17 protein-coding genes are annotated in these 15900 nt (G+C 69.0%); 2 read left to right on the top strand and 15 right to left on the bottom strand.

Annotated features, from left to right (window positions below; translation table 11 throughout):
• Positions 1-139 precede the first annotated feature (139 nt).
• The 8 genes from ACIQ6Y_RS28205 to ACIQ6Y_RS28170 form a co-directional block, all read right to left on the bottom strand.
• Entirely contained in the window at positions 140-334 is a 195-nt protein-coding gene (locus ACIQ6Y_RS28205; RefSeq protein WP_404042884.1) for a hypothetical protein, read from the bottom strand.
• Between the two features lie 66 nt (positions 335-400).
• Positions 401-661: a hypothetical protein gene (locus tag ACIQ6Y_RS28200; RefSeq protein ID WP_404042882.1), complete on the bottom strand. Its 261-nt coding sequence runs from the start codon at positions 659-661 to the stop codon at positions 401-403.
• Between the two features lie 29 nt (positions 662-690).
• Positions 691-1788, bottom strand: a complete 1098-nt coding sequence (locus ACIQ6Y_RS28195; RefSeq protein ID WP_404042880.1) for a helix-turn-helix transcriptional regulator — start codon at positions 1786-1788, stop codon at positions 691-693.
• A gap of 18 nt (positions 1789-1806) precedes the next feature.
• On the bottom strand, positions 1807-2808 hold the full coding sequence (locus ACIQ6Y_RS28190) for a helix-turn-helix transcriptional regulator (RefSeq protein WP_404042878.1): 1002 nt from the start codon (positions 2806-2808) through the stop codon (positions 1807-1809).
• Positions 2809-2968: 160 nt separating this feature from the next.
• Entirely contained in the window at positions 2969-3340 is a 372-nt protein-coding gene (locus ACIQ6Y_RS28185) for an FKBP-type peptidyl-prolyl cis-trans isomerase (protein ID WP_404042876.1), read from the bottom strand.
• 89 nt (positions 3341-3429) lie between these two features.
• A complete protein-coding gene (locus tag ACIQ6Y_RS28180; protein WP_404042874.1) occupies positions 3430-4434 on the bottom strand; it encodes an FKBP-type peptidyl-prolyl cis-trans isomerase in 1005 nt (334 codons plus the stop codon).
• A 130-nt stretch (positions 4435-4564) separates the two neighbouring features.
• On the bottom strand, positions 4565-5926 hold the full coding sequence (gene pafA / locus ACIQ6Y_RS28175) for a Pup--protein ligase (RefSeq protein ID WP_194048080.1): 1362 nt from the start codon (positions 5924-5926) through the stop codon (positions 4565-4567).
• 9 nt (positions 5927-5935) lie between these two features.
• Positions 5936-7195, bottom strand: a complete 1260-nt coding sequence (locus ACIQ6Y_RS28170; RefSeq protein WP_404042872.1) for an MFS transporter — start codon at positions 7193-7195, stop codon at positions 5936-5938.
• Between the two features lie 53 nt (positions 7196-7248).
• On the opposite strand from ACIQ6Y_RS28170, the gene ACIQ6Y_RS28165 reads away from it, so the two are divergent.
• A complete protein-coding gene (locus tag ACIQ6Y_RS28165; protein ID WP_404042870.1) occupies positions 7249-8307 on the top strand; it encodes a LacI family DNA-binding transcriptional regulator in 1059 nt (352 codons plus the stop codon).
• A 90-nt stretch (positions 8308-8397) separates the two neighbouring features.
• Here ACIQ6Y_RS28165 and prcA read toward each other — a convergent pair whose 3' ends face one another.
• From prcA to arc, 6 genes are all read right to left on the bottom strand, one after another.
• Positions 8398-9147 carry a proteasome subunit alpha gene (gene prcA / locus ACIQ6Y_RS28160; protein ID WP_404042868.1) on the bottom strand — a complete coding sequence of 250 codons (750 nt, stop codon included), beginning with the start codon at positions 9145-9147 and terminating at the stop codon, positions 8398-8400.
• A 59-nt stretch (positions 9148-9206) separates the two neighbouring features.
• Positions 9207-10052: a proteasome subunit beta gene (gene prcB / locus ACIQ6Y_RS28155; RefSeq protein WP_404042866.1), complete on the bottom strand. Its 846-nt coding sequence runs from the start codon at positions 10050-10052 to the stop codon at positions 9207-9209.
• Positions 10004-10597: an endonuclease VII domain-containing protein gene (locus tag ACIQ6Y_RS28150; RefSeq protein ID WP_404042864.1), complete on the bottom strand. Its 594-nt coding sequence runs from the start codon at positions 10595-10597 to the stop codon at positions 10004-10006. The genes prcB and ACIQ6Y_RS28150 overlap by 49 nt, the downstream gene beginning before the upstream one ends.
• A gap of 43 nt (positions 10598-10640) precedes the next feature.
• Entirely contained in the window at positions 10641-10859 is a 219-nt protein-coding gene (locus ACIQ6Y_RS28145; protein ID WP_062154959.1) for a ubiquitin-like protein Pup, read from the bottom strand.
• A 187-nt stretch (positions 10860-11046) separates the two neighbouring features.
• Positions 11047-12558, bottom strand: a complete 1512-nt coding sequence (gene dop, locus ACIQ6Y_RS28140) for a depupylase/deamidase Dop (RefSeq protein ID WP_404042862.1) — start codon at positions 12556-12558, stop codon at positions 11047-11049.
• A 246-nt stretch (positions 12559-12804) separates the two neighbouring features.
• Positions 12805-14571, bottom strand: coding sequence for a proteasome ATPase (gene arc / locus ACIQ6Y_RS28135; protein WP_404042860.1), 1767 nt, complete (start codon positions 14569-14571; stop codon positions 12805-12807).
• Positions 14572-14817: 246 nt separating this feature from the next.
• Here arc and ACIQ6Y_RS28130 point away from each other — a divergent pair, with 246 nt between their 5' ends.
• Positions 14818-15123 (top strand): ferredoxin, encoded by a 306-nt coding sequence (locus ACIQ6Y_RS28130; protein ID WP_404042858.1) that lies wholly within the window; start codon positions 14818-14820, stop codon positions 15121-15123.
• Positions 15124-15181: 58 nt separating this feature from the next.
• On the opposite strand, the gene ACIQ6Y_RS28125 is transcribed toward ACIQ6Y_RS28130, so the two are convergent.
• Complete coding sequence (locus tag ACIQ6Y_RS28125) at positions 15182-15760, bottom strand: hypothetical protein (protein ID WP_404042856.1); 579 nt, start codon at positions 15758-15760, stop codon at positions 15182-15184.
• Positions 15761-15900 lie beyond the last annotated feature (140 nt).

The raw sequence follows: 15900 nt of genomic DNA, 5'->3' as shown, positions 1-15900 counted from the left end.
GCGTACTCCCGGTTCGCGGTCCGGGCCTCGTTCAGCGGGCCGCGATCAGCAGCGTACCTGTCGCTCCCGGCAAGTTGACAGGGCGATACCGCCCGAAACACGCCGAGAGCGCACAGTCAGCGGCGCTGTCCGGCGCCTCTCACAGCGAGTCCACGGCACGGGCCGTGCTGACCGCCGCGCGCTCCAGATCCTCGGCCGCTCTGTTGATGCGCCGGGCGGCCTCCGCGACCTGCCTGCCGAGGCGCTGCGCCTCCAGGAACACCCGCACGGCGAACACGCCGAGGACGGCGAGACCCAGAAAACCCACGGCAACCGCGAACATCGGCCAGAACATGACGCCGAGCCTAGACGGTCCCGCGGCCAGGAAGGCAGCCGACCTACACCGTGGCTTGCAGCCGACCTACACCGTGGAATGCAGCCGCAGGGTCCGTACGCCGCCGCCGGTGAGCAGCTCCACGATCCGCTCCCCCGCGGGCTTGCGCACCGACGCGCCGCAGTCGGGGCAGGTGAAGGAGTAGAAGGTGGTGCGGCTGGAGGCGCCGATGGCCAGGCGCAGGGCACCGGCGGCGAGCTCGAAGCGGCCCCGGCAGTCCGGGCAGCCCGCCCGGAACACCACGGGCGCCACCCCTCTCATCCCCGCGAATGCGGAGGCCACCGACATGCCCCGTCCCCCGGACGGCATCGACTCGCTCAAAGCCCCTGCTCCTGCCTGTCGCCCTGCCCACCGCAGCCCTCGACGCACGCACCGACCGGTCCGCCCGGGGCCGCGCCCCGGCCCGCACCGGGCACACCGGTCCCCTGCGCCTCCAGGCCGTCGTACGCCGCGAGCGCGTCACGGGCCGCCCGGCGGGCGGTGTCGGCCAGGTCGCTCGGGGCGACGATGCGGCCGTCGGCGCCCAGCCGCAGCGCCAGGCGCTTGAGGGAGGCCGGTTCGGGCGTGCGCAGGGTGATGCGCAGGCCGCCGTCGGGCAGTTCCTCGGCGCTGTCGTGCGGGTAGTACTCGGCGACCCAGCGCCCGCCGGGCCCCACCTCGATCACGACCTCCGGGTCCTCGGCGGCGGGCTGCACCAGCGCCTCGGACAAGTCGCGCAGCTCGATCTCCGGCGGCGCGGACGGCTCGTCGAGAATCCTGATCTCGGCGACCCGGTCGAGCCGGAAGGTGCGGCGCGCCTCGGAGCGGCGGCACCACGCCTCGACATAGGTGTGGCCGACGCTGACCAGCCGGATGGGGTCGATCTCCCGCTCGGTGACCTCGTCGCGCGCCGGGGAGTAGTAGCGGATCCACAGCCGACGCCGCTCGGAGATGGCCCGGTCGACGTCCGCGAAGACACCGCCCTCGGACTCGAAGGTGACCGAGAGGCGCGAGCTCGCCCCGGCGGCCTCCCCCGCGGCCGTCTCCACCTTGGCGGTGGCCCGCAGCAGCGCCTGCCGGTCGCTCTCCCGCAGCCCCGGCAGCGTCGCCACGGCCCGCGCGGCCACCAGCAGCGCGGTCGCCTCGTCCGCGGCCAGCCGCAGCGGCTCGGCCGCCTCGGCGCCGAGCGCGGCCGGGTTGTGCCACCAGATGCGCTCGCCGTCGGTGTCGATGTCGAGCAGATCGCCGCCGCGGAAGCTGGTCCCGCACATCGGCAGCACGTCGAGGTCGGAGACCAGCTCGTCCTCGGTGATGCCGAAGGCACGGGCGACGTCTTCCACGCGCGCGCCGGGGCGCTCGCGCAGATAGGTCACCAGCGACAGCATCCGCCGGGTCTGATCGATGGCGTTCGTGGGCCTGACCGGTTTGCCTGCCACGTTGTTGCCCGCTCCCCCTCAGCCCTTGGCCACGGCACGCAGCCGGTCCACGACATCGGCCCGCAGTTCGGCGGGCTCCAGCACCACCACGTCCGGCCCGAACTCCACCAGCCAGGCATCCAGCCCATGGCCGTACGGAATCTCCAACTCGTCCCAGCCGTCGCCGAGTTCCCGCACCGCGGTGGCCTTCGCCCGAAGGGGGTAACCGGCACCGGCCCGCAACCGGATCCGCGCGCTGCGGTCGGCGGTCTCGCCCGCCCAGCTCGCGACGGTCTCCCGGACCGTGACGACGTCCGGTACGGGCGCGGTGAAGGCGCCGCTGCGGCTGCGCACCTTGCCGGTGATCCGCGACAGCCGGAACACGCGCTCGGCGCCCCGGTCGCGGTCGAAGCCGGCGAGGTACCAGTGCCCGCGCCAGCACTCCAGCGCCCACGGCTCGACCTGCCGGGTCTCGGGATGCGCGGCGGTCGCCTTGCGGTAGTCGAAGACGACCGGCCGGCGGTCGCGGCACGCCAGCATCAGCGGCTCGAAGGCGGCCTCGTGCACCGGGATACGCGGCTCCAGCGCGCCATGCGCCTCGTACGGGTCGACGTCCTCGGGCAGCCCCGCGGCCCGCAGCTTCTGCAGGGCCCCGCTGGCCGCACCGGCCAGCCGCGCCTGCTGCCACACCTTGGCGGCGAGCCCCAGAGCCGCGGCCTCCTCGGCGTCCAGGGTGATCGGCGGCAGCCGGTTGGAGTCACGGCGGGCCATGTACCCGACCTCGCCGTCCAGGTTCTCGACCGTCTCGATGACCAGGCCCAGCTCGCGCAGATCGTCCTTGTCCCGCTCGAACATGCGGTTGAAGGAGTCGTCGCTCCCCGCCGCTGCGCTCTCGGGCCGGAAGGCCGCACCCTGGCCGGGCCCGAAGGCCTCGACGTAGGCCTCGATGGATTCCCTCAGCTCACGCTTGCTGAGCGGCCGCCGCGTCCCGAGCAGACACAACGCCAGGTTCATCAGCCGCTCGGCCTTGGCAATGGCCATCGATGCCCTTCGCCTTCCCTATGGTGCTTCCGACCGATGACCGTACCGCTCCGCGGTCCCCTGGCAAAAGCCGAGGGCCCATGCCCGGACAGGCATGGACCCCAGGTGATCGGGTCCGGTCGTACGACGATCGGACCCCAAGTGATCAGACCCTGTGCGATCAGACCCCGAGAAGGTCGACCACGAAGATCAGCGTCTCACCGGGCTTGATGGCCGGAGTCGGGCTCTGGTCGCCGTAGGCGAGGTGGGCCGGAATCGTCAGCTGACGACGCCCGCCGACCTTCATGCCCTGCACGCCCAGGTCCCAGCCCTTGATGACACGACCGCCACCCAGCGGGAAGCGGAACGGCGCACCGCGGTTCCAGCTGGCGTCGAACTCCTCGCCCGTGCTGAAAGAGACACCGACGTAGTGCACGGTGACGGTCTGACCCGCCTTCGCGACCTCGCCGTCACCCTCCCAGATGTCCTTGATCTCGAGGTCCGCCGGCGGCTCGCCCTCAGGGAAGTCGATCTCGGGCTTGTCGATGTTCACGTCACTAGCTCCTGCATGTGTACGAAAAGGCAACGCGCACAGTCTTTCATCCCCAGGGACGCGCCGCCCGCGACCCGGGCGGCAAGGCGTCACATCTTGGCGAGGAGATCCACCGTGAACACCAGCGTGGCACCCTTCTCGATACCGCTGCCCTGCGGCGGATTGTCGCCGTACCCCAGCTCCGGCGGGATCACGACGAGCACCCGGCTGCCGACCTTCTTGCCCGTCAGCCCCTGCGACCAGCCCTTGACGACCTGCTGGAGCGAGAACGACGTCAGCGACTTGCGGCTGTACGTCGAGTCGAACTCCTTGCCGCCGTTCCACTGCACGCCCTTGTACTGCACCAGCACCGTGCTGTCCGCGGCGACCTCCTCGCCGTCCCCCTCGATGACGTAGTTCGCCACGAGCTTCTTCGGCGGGTCGGCCTTGGGGATCTCGATGGACGGCGCCTTGCCGTCGGTGTTCGTCCCCACCTTCGGCAGGTCCTTGTTCTCCTGCGCGACCTCGGTGCCCTTGGCGGAGCTCGTGCCGTTGAACGTCGCCTTCAGGTCGACCACGAACACCAGCGTGTCCGTGCCCTTGATACCTGCCTGCGCGTTGCCCTGCGAGCCGTAGCCCTGGGCCGGAGGCACTGCCATCTCGACGCGGCTGCCGACCTTCTTGCCGGCCAGGCCGTAACGCCAGCCGTCGATGATGCTGCCCTGCGCCAGCTGGATGATCAGCGGCGTCTTGCGGTCGTAGGAGTTGTCGAACACCTTCGCGGTGTCCCAGACCTGGCCGAGGTAGTGGGCCTGCACATAGTCGTTCTCCGCGACCGTACGGCCGCCGCCCGCGATGAGCGTCTTCACCGCCAGGTCCTTCGACGGCTGCCCACTGCCCTTGGCGACCGTCGGCTTCTCGCCGAACTTCACACCCGCCGTGATCGCCGGCAGCGGACCCTCCACGATCTTCGGCGACGGCGTGGAGTACTGGCTCTTGTCCGTCGGCGACGCACTGTCGCTGGCCTTGCCGGAGTCTGCCTTGTCGTCGCCGCAGCCGGCGAGCGTGACCAGTCCAGCGGGAACTGCGGCAAGGATGAGGGAGCGTCGGCGCACGGTGGGGGCCTCGTAATCGGTCGATCTTGGTCGGATGGACGTGCGCGCAACTCTACGGCGTGAGAAGGGCGCCGTACGAGGAACGTACGGCGCCCGTGTTGCGTTCCGGCACAGACCCGGAACACCTCGCTCACATTCCGGCGATCAGCTTCTCCACCCGGTCGTCCACCGAACGGAACGGGTCCTTGCACAACACCGTGCGCTGCGCCTGGTCGTTCAGCTTCAAGTGCACCCAGTCGACCGTGAAATCACGGCGCTGCTCCTGCGCCCGGCGGATGAAGTCGCCGCGCAGCCGCGCCCGAGTGGTCTGCGGCGGAACCGACTTGCCCTCGAAGATCTTCAAGTCGTTGCAGATCCGGGCCGCTTGACCCTTCTTCTCCAGCAGGTAGTACAGGCCACGACGGCGGTGGATGTCGTGGTAGGCGAGGTCTATCTGCGCCACGCGCGGATGCGACATCGTCATGTTGTGCTTGGCCCGGTAGCGCTCGATGAGCTTGTACTTCATCACCCAGTCGATCTCGGTGCCGATCCGGTCGAGGTCCTCGGTCTCGATCGCGTCCAGGGTGCGGCCCCACAGCTCCAGCACCTGCTCCACCGTGCCGGTACGGATGCCGCGCCGCTCACAGAAGTCCACGGCCTTCTCGTAGTACTCGCGCTGCACCTCCAGCGCGGACGCCTCCCGGCCACTGGCCAGGCGCACCTTGCGCCGCCCGGTGATGTCATGGCTGACCTCGCGGATCGCCCGGATCGGGTTCTCCAGGGTCAGATCCCGCATCACCGTGCCCGCCTCGATCATGCGCAGCACCAGGTCGGTCGCGCCGACCTTCAGCAGCATGGTCGTCTCGGACATGTTCGAGTCGCCGACGATGACATGCAGCCGGCGATAGCGCTCCGCGTCCGCGTGCGGCTCGTCACGCGTGTTGATGATCGGCCTCGAACGGGTCGTCGCCGAGGACACACCCTCCCAGATGTGCTCCGCGCGCTGGCTGACGCAGTACACCGCACCGCGCGGCGTCTGCAGCACCTTGCCCGCACCGCACAGCAACTGCCTCGTCACCAGGAACGGGATGAGAATGTCCGCGAGCCGGGAGAACTCCCCGTGCCGGGCCACCAGATAGTTCTCATGGCACCCGTAGGAGTTACCGGCCGAGTCGGTGTTGTTCTTGAACAGGTAGACGTCGCCTGCGATTCCCTCCTCGTGCAGGCGTCGTTCCGCGTCCACCAGGAGTCCCTCGAGAATGCGCTCGCCGGCCTTGTCGTGCGTGACCAGCTCGGTCACGTTGTCACATTCGGGTGTCGCGTATTCCGGATGTGACCCGACATCGAGATAGAGGCGGGCGCCGTTCCGCAGAAAGACATTGCTGCTGCGGCCCCATGACACGACACGGCGGAAGAGGTACCGCGCCACCTCGTCAGGCGACAGACGGCGCTGTCCCCTGAACGTGCACGTGACGCCGTACTCGTTCTCCAGCCCGAAAATGCGGCGGTCCATGACTGAACATTACGCCCGATCCCCCGAGCTGAAACGGGGTTCGACGGCACGATTTGGATCATTTTCCGATGAAGCCGCAACGACCGCCCCCCGGACGGGAGCTGCGAGGACCCGCCCGGTGGCCGCCAGCACCAGCCACGACACCGCACCCGCCGCACCCGGCACCACGAAACCCCACAGCGCCCCACCCGCCTCGACGACCGGCCCGGCCAGGCCCGTTCCCACCGACGCGCCGACCGTGAACGTCGTCACCAGCCAGGAGAACGCCTCCGTCACCGTGCCGCTCGGCGCATGCCGGTCGACGATGACGAAGGCACACGCGATGGCCGGCGCCAGGAACACACCCGCCAGCGCGGTCAGCGCCACCATCGCGACGGCACCGGGCATCAGCATCAGCGGCAGATAACACACCGCCAGAAACGCCACCAGCACCCGCAGTCGCCGCTCGGGCGCGCCCGCCCACTGCCGCGCCCCGTACACCGTGCCGCCCACCAGCGCGCCCAGCCCCAGCGCCGCCATCATCCAGCCGTACACCGCATCCCCGCCGTGATCGTCGGCGTACGGCACCGCGGCCACCGTGATCGACCCCAGCGCCATCCCGATGAACAGGAACGCCGCGAGCAGCGCCACCAGGCCCGGCGAGCGCAGGGCGCCCAGCCAGTGCGCCTCCCGCGGGGCCGAGCGCCACGCGCGCGAGGGCGCCGACACCACCACCGACAGCGCGCCGAGCACCCCGAGGACACTCAGCACCACCACCGCGGCCTGCGCCGACCACAACGACACACACAGGGTCACCAGCAGCGGGCCGACGGTGAACATCACCTCCTGCGCCACCGCGTCCATCGCGTACGCCGTGTGCACCTGCTCCTCGCGCCGCAGCACCGACGGCCACAGGGCCCGCAACCCGCCCTCCAGCGGCGGCGTGAACAGGCCCGCGAGGGCCACAGCGGCGTACGACAGGCCCAGCAGGCCCGTGCCGGTGAACGCGAACGCGGTCATCGCGAGCGCCGACGCCAGCGCCGCGGGCAGCTGCACACGCGGCTGCCCGTGCAGGTCGACCAGGCGGCCGAGCACCGGCTGGCCCACGGCGTTCGCCACGCCGTAGACCGCCGCCAGCGCGCCCGCGAGGCTGTAGGTGCCGCCCTCGGCACGCACGAACAGCACGATCGCGATCGCCGCCGTGGCGTTGGGCAGCCGGCCCACCAGCGTGCCCACCAGCAGCCGGGTGGCGTGCCTCGCCCTGAGGATCTCCAGGTATCCCGCGGCCATGATCCGCCCTTCCGGCTGGGGTTTTACGTATAACGTCGTCTGTCATACGTACCATGTGCGCTGTTCACGAGTCCAGACGAAAGAGAAGGCTCACGGTGGCACACGGCCGTACACGCCCCACCAGCCGGGACGTCGCCCAGGCCGCCGGCGTCTCCCAGGCGGCCGTCTCACTCGTCCTCGGCGACAAATGGCGCGGCCGCGTCTCCGAAACCACCGCCGCACGCGTACGCCAAGCCGCCCAGGAACTCGGCTACCGGCCCAACCTCGCCGCCCGCAACCTCCGCCTCGGTCACACCCGCACCGTCCTGCTCGTCGTCCCCGCCCTCACCACCGAATTCTTCGCCGGCGTCTACACCGGCGCCGCGCGCGTGGCCGCCGAGAACGGCTTCGGCGTCGTCCTCTACCCCTCCCCCGAAGGCATCGGCCCCGCCCGCGACCCCTTCGCCTCCGCCCAGGCCGCCCTCGACGGCGTCATCGCCTCCTCCATGGCCGCCGACGCCCTCACCCCCATCCGCGGCGACCAGCTCCCCCTCGTCATGCTCGACAGCGACCCCGAAGGCAGCCACGGCGCCGCGACCGTCAACCTCGACATCGCCGACGGCATCCGCCAGGCCACCGACCACCTCCTCGACCTCGGCCACCACCACTTCCTGCACCTCGCCGCCGACGTCCCCTCCTGGACCTTCGAGATCCGAGCCCAGGAACTCGCCGCACACCTCGTCGACCGGCCCGGAACGACCGTACGGACCGCCCGCGCCCCCCTCGCCATCGACAGCGCCGTCACCGCCGCCGAGACCGCCCTCACCGGACCCGCCCCCCGCCCCACCGCCGTCCTGTGCGACGACGACCTCCTCGCCGCCGGCACCTACAAAGCCGCCCGCCGCCTCGGCCTGCGCATCCCCGACGACCTCTCCGTCACCGGCATCGACGACCTCGGCCTCGCCACCGCCATCGACCCCGAACTCACCACCGTCCGCCTCGACGCCGAGCTCTTCGGCGAACGCGGCATGCAGGCCCTCCTGGCCGTCCTGGAAGGCCGCACACCGGACGCGGGCGACATCCCCGTCCAACTCGTCGTACGGGGCTCCACAGCGCCTCCACCGGCCTCCTGAAACGCCGCCCAGACGCTACTCAAGACGCCGAAAGCCCCGCGCCGGGAACGAGGCGCGGGGCTTCCACAGAGCATTTCGGCGGGGCCGGGCTCAGTCCTCCTCGGACGAACCCTCCTCGGCCGCGTCCGCCGCCGCGCCCTCCTGCTGGGCCAGCAGACGCTCCAGCTGACGGCCCTGGATCCGCCTGAACTTCCGCTTCTGCGGCCGCGTACGGTCCAGCACCGCCACCTCCAGCCGCTCCGCCGGGATCTCCCGCTGCGTGCCGTTCGACTCCCGCGACAGAGCCTGCACCGCCAGCCTCAGGGCCTCCGCGAGGGTCATGCCATCACGATGGCGCTGATCCAGGTAGTTGCTGATCAGCTCGGCATTGCCGCCCACCGCCACCGAGCCGTGCTCGTCCACGATCGAACCGTCGTGCGGCAGCCGGTAGATCTGGTCCGACTCCGGCGTCTCGCCGACCTCGGCCACCACCAGCTCCACCTCGTACGGCTTCTCCCCCACACTGGAGAAGATCGTGCCCAGCGTCTGCGCGTACACATTGGCCAGGCCACGCGCGGTCACGTCACCCCGGTCATAGGTGTAACCCCGCAGATCCGCGTACCGCACACCGCCGATGCGCAGGTTCTCGTACTCGTTGTACTTACCGGCGGCCGCAAAGCCGATCCGGTCATAGATCTCGCTGAACTTGTGCAGCGCACGGGACGGGTTCTCGCCGACGAACACGATGCCGTCGGCAAACTGCAGCACGACCAGGCTGCGGCCCCGCGCGATGCCCTTGCGGGCGTACTCCGCCCGGTCGGCCATGGCCTGCTGAGGTGAGACATAGAACGGCGTCGACACCGGTTATCCGTCCCTTTCTGTCGAAATCACTGGATCACCTTGCAACAAGCAGCGGCCCGCTACAGCAACGCGGCCCGCGGACCGTCCGGCTGCTCCAGCCGGCGCTCCAGCACGGCGCGTGCGATCTGCGAGGCCTCGTCCTCGGTGAGCCGGCGGAAGCCGTCCTCGGTGATCACGGTGATGATCGGGTAGATCCGGCGCGCGACATCGGGACCACCGGTCGCCGAGTCGTCGTCAGCCGCGTCGTACAGCGCCTGCACGACCAGCGTGGTCGCCTGCTCCTCACTCAGGTCGTCCCGGAAGAGCTTCTTCATCGCACCACGCGCGAAGATCGAGCCCGAACCGGTGGCGGCGTAGCCCTGCTCCTCGGAACGGCCGCCGGTCACGTCGTAGGAGAAGATCCGACCCTTGGCACGGTCCAGGTCGTACCCCGCGAAGAGCGGCACGACCGCCAGCCCCTGCATCGCCATGCCCAGGTTCGACCTGATCATCGTCGACAGCCGGTTCGCCTTGCCCTCCAGCGACAGCTGAGCGCCCTCGACCTTCTCGAAGTGCTCCAGCTCCAGCTGGAACAGCTTCACCATCTCCACGGCGAGACCGGCCGTGCCGGCGATACCGACGGCCGAGTACTCGTCCGCCGGGAACACCTTCTCGATGTCCCGCTGAGCGATCACATTCCCCATGGTCGCTCGCCGGTCACCGGCCAGCACGACGCCTCCGGGGAAGGCCACGGCGACGATCGTCGTCCCGTGCGGCGCCTCGATCACGCCCTGCGTCGGCGGCAGTTGCCGCTTCCCCGGCAGCAGCTCCGGCTGGTGCTCGGAGAGGAAGTCCATGAATGAGGAGGATCCTGGCGTCAGGAAGGCAGCTGGTAGACGCCCGGTGCTACGAGTGTTGGCTTCCACGCGATTCCTTCCAGATAGGCAGCGGCTCGACGGACTGCGTCGGGATCGTCTCCCAACTTGCCGATGGCCGAATTGCAGTTGAAGCACAGTACGCCACGGACCTTACCCGTCTTGTGGCAGTGATCCACATGTCCGGCCGGGACCTTCAGGCAGATCACGCAAAGACCCATCTGGGAGGCGATCATCTCGTCCCGCTCGGCTTCGGTGAGGCCGTAGTGGCGCTTCAGGTGGCCTGCGCGCGCCTTGACCGCACGGCAAGACTTGCAACTCGTCGACAACCCATCGGACGCCGTGGCATGGCGGTGCCACTCGCTGTGCGGCTTGATCGTCCCGCAGCTGCGGCAGCACTTGTGCCCCTCTGGCACCTCTACCCGCGGCCGAACGTTCTTCCCTTTCGCTAGCTGCCGGGCCTGGTGGTAAGCGGCCCAGCACTCCTGGCAGTAGGCCTGCAACCCGTCACGAGCCGCCCTATTGCCTGCGAAGGCTGCTCGCGGCTTGTACTGCTTGCACCGCGAGCAGCGCTTCGCATCCTCGCTCTCGAACACTCCCACCCCTGTCGCTCACCTTCGATTCGAAGGAAAAAGCGTCTTACTGCCCACCCTTCTGAACGAAGGAGCGCACGAAGTCCTCTGCATTCTCCTCGAGGACATCATCGATTTCGTCCAGAACCGAGTCCACGTCGTCGCTCAGCTTCTCGTGGCGCTCCTTGAGGTCCTCCGAAGCCTGGGCTTCCGCCGCCTGCTCCTCGACTTCCTCGGTGGAGCGCGTGGCCTTCTGCTGGCCGCCGCCGGTGTCCTTGGTTGCCATAACCTTCACCCCGCTCAGTTGCCCGACATGGTCGACAGGTCGGCTTTCCTGCCGATCGGTGATGATCAGACCCTACTAGCCGGGTCTGACATCGGCCCTGTAGTTCGAAGAACGTACGAGGGCCACCTCGATGATTCCCGGACGGCGGGTTTTCCACCCTCGCGCCCGGGACGGTCCGAGTACCCGTTCAGCCGCCCGAGAGCACCCTGACCAGGTCTTCCGCGGTGCGGCAGCGGTCCAGGAGCTCCTTGACGTGATTTCGCGTTCCGCGTAGCGGTTCCAGGGTTGGGACGCGCTGCAGGGAGTCGCGGCCGGGGAGGTCGAAGATGACCGAGTCCCAGGAGGCGGCGGCGACGTCGTCGGCGTACTGCTCGAGGCAGCGGCCGCGGAAGTAGGCGCGGGTGTCCTCGGGGGGCGTGGACTTGGCCCGCTCGACGTCCTGCTCGTCCAGGAGCCGCTTCATGCGGCCGCGGGCGACGAGGCGGTTGTAGAGGCCCTTCTCGGCGCGTACGTCGGCGTACTGGAGGTCGACGAGGTGCAGGCGGGCGGCGTCCCAGTCGAGGTTGTCGCGGCGCCGGTAGCCCTCCATGACCTCGCGCTTGGCGACCCAGTCGAGTTCGCCGGCGAGGCTCATGGGGTCGTTCTCCAGGCGGGTGAGGGTGTCCTCCCAGCGGGCCAGGACGTCCTTGGTCTGCTCGTCGGCGTCGGCGCCGTAGCGTTCCTCGATGTATTTGCGCGCGAGCTCGTAGTACTCCATCTGAAGTTGTACGGCGGTCAGGGTGCGGCCGCTGCGCAGGGTGACGAGCCGCTTCAGGGAGGGGTCGTGGCTGACCTGGTGGAGGGTGCGTACGGGCTGGTCGACGGCGAGGTCGACGGCGATGAAGCCGTCTTCGATCATGGACAGGACGAGGGCGGTCGTGCCCAGTTTGAGGTAGGTCGAGATCTCGGAGAGGTTGGCGTCGCCGATGATCACGTGGAGGCGGCGGTATTTCTCGGCGTCGGCGTGGGGTTCGTCGCGGGTGTTGATGATGGGGCGCTTGAGGGTCGTCTCCAGGCCGACTTCGACTTCGAAGTAGTCGGCGCGCTGGCTGAGCTGGAAGCCGTGTTCGTGGCCGTCCTGGCCGATGCCGACGCGGCCGGCTCCGGCGAAGACCTGGCGGGAGACGAAGAAGGGGGTGAGGTGGCGCACGATGTCCGAGAAGGGGGTTTCCCGCTTCATCAGGTAGTTCTCGTGCGTGCCGTAGGAGGCGCCTTTGTTGTCGGTGTTGTTCTTGTAGAGGTGGATGGGCTGGGCGCCGGGGAGCTGGGCTGCGCGTTCGGCGGCTTCGGCCATGATGCGTTCGCCGGCTTTGTCCCACAGGACGGCGTCGCGGGGGTTGGTTACTTCGGGGGCGCTGTATTCGGGGTGGGCGTGGTCGACGTAGAGCCGTGCGCCGTTGGTGAGGATGACGTTGGCCAGGCCGATGTCCTCGTCGGTGAGCTGGCTGGAGTCGGCGGCCTCGCGGGCGAGGTCGAAGCCCCGCGCGTCGCGGAGCGGGTTCTCCTCCTCGAAGTCCCAGCGGGCCCGGCGGGCCCGGTGCATCGCCGCCGCGTAGGCGTTGACGATCTGGGACGAGGTGAGCATGGCATTGGCGTTGGGGTGGCCGGGGACGGAGATGCCGTACTCCGTCTCGATGCCCATTACTCGCCGTACGGTCATGCGGCCCTCCTTGCCCGGCGGCGTCCTCGGTCGTGGGCGCCGCTCAGATACCGCTGGCGCTGGGTTGCGTGTGCGGTGCCCGTCCCCGCACTGCGCGACTCGGCGGTACCGAAGAGCCTAGAACGGCTCTGCGCTGGTGTGGAGATCATTTGCGTCATTGCCTTGGTCCGGCCGTGCCCAAAATTCAGCCCGGAAAACAGTCGGCTGCGGGTACCCGGTGGAGGGCACCCGCAGCCGCCCTGCTTTTTACAGGTACTGTCCGGTGTTGGCCACCGTGTCGATGGACCGTCCGGTGTCGGCGCCCTGCTTTCCGGTGATGAGGGTGCGGATGTAGACGATCCGCTCGCCCTTCTTTCCGGAGATGCGGGCCCAGTCGTCGGGGTTGGTGGTGTTGGGCAGGTCCTCGTTCTCCTTGAACTCGTCCACGCAGGCCTGGAGGAGGTGGGAGACGCGGAGGCCCTTCTGGTTGTTGTCGAGGAATTCCTTGATCGCCATCTTCTTGGCGCGGCCCACGATGTTCTCGATCATGGCGCCGGAGTTGAAGTCCTTGAAGTAGAGGACTTCCTTGTCGCCGTTGGCGTAGGTGACCTCGAGGAAGCGGTTTTCCTCGGATTCGGCGTACATGTGTTCCACTGCCGTCTGGATCATGCTCTGGACGGTCGTGGTCTTGTCGCCGCCGTGTTCGCCGAGGTCGTCGGCGTGCAGCGGGAGGCGCTCGGTGAGGTACTTGCCGAAGATGTCCTTGGCGGCTTCGGCGTCGGGGCGCTCGATCTTGATCTTCACGTCGAGTCGGCCGGGCCGCAGGATGGCGGGGTCGATCATGTCCTCGCGGTTGGAGGCACCGATGACGACCACGTTCTGCAGGCCTTCCACGCCGTCGATCTCGGCGAGGAGCTGCGGGACGATGGTGTTCTCCACGTCCGAGCTGACGCCGGAGCCGCGGGTGCGGAAGAGGGACTCCATCTCGTCGAAGAAGACGATGACGGGGGTGCCTTCGGATGCCTTCTCGCGGGCTCGCTGGAAGACGAGCCGGATCTGGCGCTCGGTTTCTCCGACGTACTTGTTGAGGAGCTCGGGGCCCTTGATGTTGAGGAAGAAGCTCTTGCCGGCGGCCTGGCCGGTGACCTCGGCGACCTTTTTGGCCAGCGAGTTGGCGACGGCCTTGGCGATGAGCGTCTTTCCGCATCCGGGGGGCCCGTACAGCAGGACGCCCTTGGGCGGCCGCAGTTCGTGCTCCTTGAAGAGGTCGGGGTAGAGGTAGGGCAGTTCGACCGCGTCGCGGATGGCCTCGATCTGGTTGCCGAGGCCGCCGATCTGCTCGTAGCCGATGTCGGGGACTTCTTCGAGGACGAGTTCTTCGACCTCGCTCTTGGGGACGATCTCGTAGACGTAGCCGGAGCGGGGTTCGAGCAGCAGGGCGTCGCCGGGGCGGATGGTGACGTCCAGCAGCGGCTCGGCGAGCCGTACCACCCGTTCCTCGTCGGTGTGCCCGAGCACCAGGGCGCGTTCGCCGTCCTCGAGGATCTCCTTGAGGGTGACGATGTCCCCGACGCGCTCGAACTCCATGGCTTCGACCACGTTGAGTGCTTCGTTGAGCATGACTTCCTGGCCGCGCCGGAGGTCGTCGAGTTCGACGCTCGGGCTGACGTTGACCCGGAGTTTGCGGCCGCCGGTGAAGATGTCGGCGGTGCCGTCCTCGTTGGCCTCCAGGAAGACTCCGAAGCCGGCCGGCGGCTGGGCGAGCCGGTCGACTTCTTCCTTGAGGGCCACGATCTGGTCGCGGGCCTCGCGCAGGGTGTTCGCGAGTCGCTCGTTCTGGGCGGACACGCCGGCCAGGTTGGTCTGCAGCTCGACGATCCGCTCTTCGAGAATCCTCGTGTGTCGCGGAGAGTCGGCGAGCTTGCGTCGCAGGACGGCGATCTCCTGCTCAAGGTAGGCGATCTGCCCGGCCGGGTCTTCGGACCCTCGTCCCGGGCGGATGCCGCGGTTCATGTCGTCGTCGTGGGCTGCCACGGTCCTCACCTCCTCCAAGGGGAGCTGGACGCTTCCAGACCCTACCTGGGCGGGTGTCGATTGAAACCCCTAGATCACAAAGACTGTCGGGGTGTGTCCGATCTTCACCCTTGCGCTCTCCCTCACGCCAGGGGGATACCCACGGAAGCGGGTGGGGAAGCGGGCGGAGGTAGGGTCAAGGTGTTCAACACCCGTCAGGGCCTGGAAGGTTCCCGAAAGGTCCGGCGAATGAGAATGGCAGGAGAGATGACCGTGCAGCAGGACGCCGCAGTCGCCGGCGAGGCGCTGGAGGTCTGGATCGACCAGGACCTGTGCACCGGCGACGGCATCTGTGTGCAGTACGCGCCCGAGGTGTTCGAGCTGGACATCGACGGTCTGGCGTATGTGAAGAGCGCGCAGGACGAGCTGTTGCAGGAGCAGGGGGCGACCACGCCGGTGCCGTTGCCGCTGCTGGCGGACGTGGTGGACTCGGCGAAGGAGTGTCCGGGCGAGTGCATCCATGTGCGGCGCGTTTCGGACAGGGTCGAGGTGTTCGGTCCGGACGCGGGGTGACCGCGCCTTCACGGCTTGTTACTAATGTCTGATTTCTCACATCTGCCGGTGGCCGGTGTCAGACGCTGCGTGCCTCGGAGGGTGTCGAGCGGACGAACGCTCCGTTCTTCCACTGCCACTTCGCGTTGTCGGTGACGTCGGGGCAGCAGGTGGGCACGTCGGGCGTGGAGTAGCCGAGCAGGCTCGCGCGGACCGTGCCGGAGCGTACGGCGAGGTCGGTGACCTTTGTGCGGTCCTTGGGGTCGACGAGTGTGGCGACCACGCGCGCGTGGGGGGCGCCGACGCCCTGGGTGAGGACGTAGACGCCGTCGGGCGGGGTGCTCATGCCGGCGTCGCAGTGGACGACGGCGACCGTCTCGGGCCGGCCGTCCCCGTCGAGGTCTCCGGTCGCCTTCTTGGCGACGACGAGCTTCACCGGGCCGCAGTCCAGGGGGAAGTCGACGCCGGTGGTGGCGGGGGGCGCGGCGGCGGCCGGGGCGGACTGCGGTGCGGTGCCGGGTGCCTGGGCGGCGGTCGCCGACTCGGGCTGGAGCACGGAGGAGAGGGCCACGACTCCGGCGACGGCGGTCGCGGTGGCGAGCCAGTGGATCGGGTGGGTGTGCGTGTGTGCCAGTTCCGGGACGGCGGATTGCTGCACTAGGAGTGTCTCCCGTGAGGGCTGTGCCGGTGGGGGGGGTGGCCTGCATGGTGCCACACGTCACAGCGAGGGGGAACGGCGGGGGTGCCGGTTGTCACGCGGGATCGGTGGGGGCCCCTGGCGCGGTGTCAATGCCCGGT

This window comes from Streptomyces sp. NPDC096205, assembly GCF_044763135.1.
In the GTDB taxonomy this organism is placed as follows: Bacteria; Actinomycetota; Actinomycetes; order Streptomycetales; family Streptomycetaceae; genus Streptomyces.
Note: the sequence above shows the minus strand (reverse complement) of the source record. Positions and strands in the feature narration are given on the sequence as shown.

Excerpts from the sequence above, each read along its gene's own strand:
- ACIQ6Y_RS28190 (WP_404042878.1), bottom strand. The coding sequence starts at position 2,808 with ATGGCCATTGCCAAGGCCGAGCGGCTGATGAACCTGGCGTTGTGTCTG.
- ACIQ6Y_RS28205 (WP_404042884.1), bottom strand. The coding sequence starts at position 334 with ATGTTCTGGCCGATGTTCGCGGTTGCCGTGGGTTTTCTGGGTCTCGCC.
- ACIQ6Y_RS28170 (WP_404042872.1), bottom strand. The coding sequence starts at position 7,195 with ATGGCCGCGGGATACCTGGAGATCCTCAGGGCGAGGCACGCCACCCGG.
- ACIQ6Y_RS28165 (WP_404042870.1), top strand. The coding sequence starts at position 7,249 with ATGTGCGCTGTTCACGAGTCCAGACGAAAGAGAAGGCTCACGGTGGCA.
- ACIQ6Y_RS28145 (WP_062154959.1), bottom strand. The coding sequence starts at position 10,859 with ATGGCAACCAAGGACACCGGCGGCGGCCAGCAGAAGGCCACGCGCTCC.
- ACIQ6Y_RS28130 (WP_404042858.1), top strand. The coding sequence starts at position 14,818 with ATGACCGTGCAGCAGGACGCCGCAGTCGCCGGCGAGGCGCTGGAGGTC.
- pafA (WP_194048080.1), bottom strand. The coding sequence starts at position 5,926 with ATGGACCGCCGCATTTTCGGGCTGGAGAACGAGTACGGCGTCACGTGC.
- ACIQ6Y_RS28200 (WP_404042882.1), bottom strand. The coding sequence starts at position 661 with ATGTCGGTGGCCTCCGCATTCGCGGGGATGAGAGGGGTGGCGCCCGTG.
- dop (WP_404042862.1), bottom strand. The coding sequence starts at position 12,558 with ATGACCGTACGGCGAGTAATGGGCATCGAGACGGAGTACGGCATCTCC.